Source organism: Cupriavidus sp. WS, from assembly GCF_000395345.1.
Taxonomy (GTDB): Bacteria; Pseudomonadota; Gammaproteobacteria; order Burkholderiales; family Burkholderiaceae; genus Cupriavidus; species Cupriavidus basilensis_B.
Map to the genome: position 1 here is coordinate 1 of NZ_AQPL01000241.1, position 2,876 is coordinate 2,876.

4 protein-coding genes and 1 pseudogene are annotated in these 2,876 nt (G+C 69.5%); all 5 read right to left on the minus strand.

Annotated elements, in window-relative coordinates; translation table 11 throughout:
- Positions 1-1,254, minus strand: a 1,254-nt coding sequence (locus tag K206_RS0119760; protein ID WP_020204122.1) for a hypothetical protein, incomplete at its 3' end; no start/stop codon positions are given.
- 191 nt (positions 1,255-1,445) lie between these two features.
- A complete protein-coding gene (locus tag K206_RS0119765) occupies positions 1,446-1,826 on the minus strand; it encodes a 2Fe-2S iron-sulfur cluster-binding protein (protein WP_029043843.1) in 381 nt (126 codons plus the stop codon).
- A gap of 80 nt (positions 1,827-1,906) precedes the next feature.
- Positions 1,907-2,215, minus strand: a complete 309-nt coding sequence (locus K206_RS0119770; RefSeq protein WP_020204124.1) for a hypothetical protein — start codon at positions 2,213-2,215, stop codon at positions 1,907-1,909.
- Between the two features lie 48 nt (positions 2,216-2,263).
- Positions 2,264-2,620 carry a 2Fe-2S iron-sulfur cluster-binding protein gene (locus K206_RS0119775; RefSeq protein WP_020204125.1) on the minus strand — a complete coding sequence of 119 codons (357 nt, stop codon included), beginning with the start codon at positions 2,618-2,620 and terminating at the stop codon, positions 2,264-2,266.
- An 80-nt stretch (positions 2,621-2,700) separates the two neighbouring features.
- Positions 2,701-2,876, minus strand: a pseudogene (locus K206_RS38785) (iron-containing redox enzyme family protein); the annotation flags it as partial.

A 2,876-nucleotide genomic window follows, 5' to 3' on the forward strand; every position in this document is an offset into this window, starting at 1 on the left:
GACCAGCAGCACGCCGAAGGCCACCAGCACGTGGTTGCTGGGAATCCAGTTCTCGGCGCCCTGGATCAGCTCGAACAGCAGGCTGGGCGCGTGGCCGGCGCCAATCTGCAGGATGGCGCCGGCGGTGTCGCCCGCGCCGATGAAGAAGAAGCCGGCGATCGGCAGCACCGAGCCCATCGCCTTGAAGGCGAACACGAAGCCGTCGGTGATGTGCTCGGCGCTGGTGTCGAGCATCCTGCGCGGGCCTTCGGCGGCCAGCGTGCACAGGATCATCAGCAGCGCGGCGGTGCCGCCGACCAGCGCGGCGGCCTCGCCGCCCTTGAGCTCGGCCATGCCCAGGCCGAGCTTGGGCGAGACCATCAGCGCGATGACCGCGGCGAAGGCCAGCGGCGTGAGCATGGCGAAGGCCTTGGACCACTTGATGCGCCGCTGCTCCACCATCGACAGGCTGCGCGCGATGTTCGCATCGGTGCCGAGCGGCTCGCCGTGCGCGGTGCCGCGCGCCAGCTCGCTCTTGTCGAAGCTGCCGGCGGCTTCCACGCGGGCCAGGTCCGCGTCGGGCGCGCGGCCCTGCCAGCGCTCCAGCAGGCTGGCGCTGGCGGGGCGGATGTGGCCGCGGATGGACAGGTAGGCCAGCGTCAGCGCGATGCCGCCGGTGATCAGCGACAGCACCAGCGCGCGGTCCGCCACCATCGTGGCGCTGACCGCGGCGCCGGCGGCCTTGGCGCTGATGCCCGGCGCCACGCCGATCACATAGTCGGACGACAGCGCCGTGCCCTGGCCGGCGATGGCGATGGCCATCGCGCCGGCCAGCGGCGGCAGCCCGGCGGCGATCGCGGCCGGCAGCAGGATGGCGGACACCAGCGGGATCGCCGGGGTGGGCCAGAAGAACAGCGAGATGGCGTAGGTGATGGCCGCCAGCATGAAGTAGGCCGCGTGGCCGTTCTTCATCACCGCGCGGAACGGCTCGACCATGCGCACGTCGGAGCGCAGCGCCTTGAGCGCATTGAGCAGCGCCGTCATCAGCGCGATCACCAGGAAGATGTTGAACAGCTCGCGCGCGGCCACGAAGCTGGCGTTGAAGATGCTGGCCAGCGCGCTGACCGGGTTGTGGGTCCAGGCCAGCGTGACCAGGAAGGTGGCGATGATGGCGGGCACCACCACGTTGGCGCGGAACACCATCGTGAGCACGATGGCGAACACGCCGGCGAGGTAGACCCAGTGGGCCGCGCCGAGGGCGATGTGTGAATCCATTTGGGGGCTTGTCTCCTGTGCCGGCGCGCCTGGGGGCTGGCGCTGCCGGTCCGTGCAGAGGCGGCATCGTAGCCGGCTTCGCGCCGGGGCGGCAACCCTGGCGCGGACCGGCGGCTGCCGGAGGGGCGGCGCGCGCACGTCCCGCGGCGGGCAGGGCGCCCGCGGCGTGACGGCGAACGGCGTCCGCGTGCCTATTCGGCGTCGGTGGTGCTGGCTGCCGGGGCGGTGGGCGCCGGCGCGGCCGCGGTGGGCCGCACGGCGATCGAAGGCGGCCTGGCGGGGTCGGCCTGCGGCTCCCACGACACGCTGATGTCGCCGTTGACGAAGGTCTGGCACGCCATGCGGTAGCCCTGCGCGAACTGCTCGTCGGTCAGGTGCCGGCGTTCCTTGGGCTTGATGGCGTCGGTGGATTCGCGCCCTTGTTCGATCCTGCACTTGCAGGTGCCGCACAGGCCGCCGCCGCACTTGAAGGGGATGCCGCCTTTCTCGCGCAGCGACACGCGCAGCAGGTTGCTGTTCTCGGGAGCGCTGACGACCTTGCTGCCGTTGGTGAGGAAGGTGATTTCAATCATGGGGCGGTCCGATTGCATGAGGGGGCTGCCCGGCGCCGTGCCGGTCATACTCGGGGTTTGTCGTGGGGCGGGCGGCGGGCTCAGCGCCTGACCAGCGCGATGTCCATGCTGCCGAAGCTGGCCAGGTGCCTGAGCTCCTGGCGCGCGTCTTCGAGCGTGTCGAACTTTTCCAGGAACTTGGAGGGCACGTAGTTGATCAGCGGCGGCGCGGCGCTGTCGGCTTCCGTTTCCTCCACCACCTTGAGCTTGACCGGATGCGCCAGCTCGGCGATCACGTACTGCGCCGTCTTGCGGCCGTAGAAGAGGTAGTCGTAGGCCTCCACGGCCACCAGCCCGTCGACGAGCTCGGTGCGGAACTGGCCTGGCTTGCTGCTGAGAATGACGTACATGACTGCGCTGCCTGCTGGATGCGGTGGGTTGCGGCGGATTGCCGGAGATTACGGATTGGCTGCCGGCGCTATCGTGGCCGGCTGGAGCGCGGCGGCGGCGCTCTGCGCCGGCAGCTCGTCCTGCTCCAGTTCGATGTCATGCTCCAGCCAGAGCTGGCAGGTCAGGCGGTAGCCCTGTTCCAGCCTCTCGCCGAGCTGCTTCTTTTCCTTCCAGTTGGGCGGCGGCAGGTGCTCGGCGCCCGCGATCACGCGGCACGCGCATTTCGAGCACTTGCCCATGCCGCACTCGTAGCGCAGGTTGGGATACGGAAATTGCTTGATCCCGGCGCGCACCACCAGGTTGGTGTTGGGCTTGACCTCGTCTTCATAGGTCTCGCCGTTCTTGTGGAATACGACTTTCGGCATACGACTGTCCCGCGGGCGGTCTCTCTGGTGCGGGCGGCATCGCGCGATGCCGCCCGCGTCATGGCAAATTCAACGCGCCTTCAGGCGGCGAGTTCGAGCTCGGGCAGGGGGATTTCTTGGGCGACGTAGTCGTGATAGAGCGCGGTGGTGTAGAGCAGGCGCATCTGGGCGCCGATCTCGCAGATCTTCAGGCAGCGCTGCTGCAGCTCGGGCGTGTTGGCGTGCTCGAGGACGATCTGGTAGCCGCGCTCGCCGT

Bases quoted from the DNA above. Each gene is read 5' to 3' on its own strand.
- K206_RS0119765 (WP_029043843.1), bottom strand. From the start codon at position 1,826: ATGATTGAAATCACCTTCCTCACCAACGGCAGCAAGGTCGTCAGCGCT.
- K206_RS0119770 (WP_020204124.1), bottom strand. From the start codon at position 2,215: ATGTACGTCATTCTCAGCAGCAAGCCAGGCCAGTTCCGCACCGAGCTC.
- K206_RS0119775 (WP_020204125.1), bottom strand. From the start codon at position 2,620: ATGCCGAAAGTCGTATTCCACAAGAACGGCGAGACCTATGAAGACGAG.